General features: G+C 55.0%; 1 protein-coding gene. It reads right to left on the bottom strand.

All coding sequences use genetic code 11. The annotated features are described in order from the left end of the window. Nucleotides 1-3: 3 nt before the first annotated feature. Nucleotides 4-278, bottom strand: a 275-nt coding sequence (locus SB772_RS40310; protein ID WP_410838557.1) for a hypothetical protein, incomplete at its 5' end; no start/stop codon positions are given.

The following is a 278-nucleotide window of genomic DNA, read 5'->3' as shown; positions in this document are numbered from 1 at the left end:
CATCTATTCCATCCGCTTCTCGTGTCCCTCCAGGATACTGAGAAGCGCTTCCAGCTTGATACGTTGAGCAGGTCCCAGCCCCGGCATTTCGTGGATTTCATACAGACGCCGCCGCCAGTAAGTCTGAGCGAAAACCGAGTGCGTTCCGTCTGCAGCTAGCGCTTTCTCGAGATTGGAAATTTCTGCATCTGCATTGCGGAGAGCGTGCCGGTTCGAGGCGCTCAGACCCCAGCGACGAGTTTCCTTGACCATGTCATCACGTGACATACTTATGACCG

Origin of the sequence: Paraburkholderia sp. SIMBA_030 (assembly GCF_046535245.1) — a bacterium.
GTDB lineage: Bacteria > Pseudomonadota > Gammaproteobacteria > Burkholderiales > Burkholderiaceae > Paraburkholderia.
Note: the sequence above shows the minus strand (reverse complement) of the source record. Positions and strands in the feature narration are given on the sequence as shown.